This window comes from Protofrankia sp. CiP1_Cm_nod4 (genome assembly GCF_982290645.1).
This window is the reverse complement of sequence record NZ_CEVIVC010000179.1, coordinates 7,451-8,217: the sequence shown is the minus strand read 5'-3', so window position 1 is coordinate 8,217 and position 767 is coordinate 7,451. Positions and strand designations below refer to the sequence as shown.

The window sequence follows — 767 nt, the reverse complement described above, 5'->3', positions numbered from 1 at the left end:
ATGACGACGCTCTGCATCGTAATGCCCTGATCGTCGCTGTTGGCGGCCGGCCGGCCACCGTGGTGGCCGCAACCGCGTGACCGGTATGGCCACCACCGCCAGCACGGTCGGAACGACTGGGCCGCCCAGCATCCCGGGACGGGAACGGAGATCCCCGGCAACGCCAGGACCAGCGCGATCAGCGCGATCAGCGCGGACGCCCGGCGTCAGAAGCCGGCACGGGCATGCTCGCCTAGAGCGCCGGTCAGGTAGCGCGGATCTCATCCACGGCCGCCCGCACAGGTCATGATCCAGAAGAGTTTGTCGTTATGTACGCTTTTTGGTCGCGAAAACGTACATAACGACAAAATTACGCTGATCTTCTCCGATGGCCGGCGTCCATCGGAGCGTGCCATCGTTCAGGAGGGATACGTATGGTTACCCGACCGGCGCTCTGGCGGTGGCGGGGAAGGGCTGGGACGGTCAGGTGCCGGTGGCGCTGTCGGAGCCCACCGTCGGGGTTGAGGCGGACGGTGCGGGCGAGGCGGACGGCGAGTAGGCGCGGCCCTTCCAGGCGGCGCCTCGGCCGCGCCAGTGCGCCACGGCCGAGTCCACGGTCATCAGCGTGTACAGGGCGGCGACGGCGGGCAGGGCCACAGCCGTCCACACCGGCTGGCGGTAGTAGCGGAGCATCGGGACATAGGTGGCAGTCATGATCGCCCAGGTGGCGAGCCCGGCGATGCCGGCGACCAGCGCGGCCGCGCCCCCGGCGCCCCAGCGCCCGCGCC

Annotated in this window: 1 pseudogene; it reads right to left on the bottom strand. The window is 69.8% G+C overall.

Annotated elements, in window-relative coordinates:
- Window positions 1-462 precede the first annotated feature (462 nt).
- A pseudogene (locus tag AC5LSR_RS21800) lies at window positions 463-767 on the bottom strand (glycosyltransferase); the annotation flags it as partial.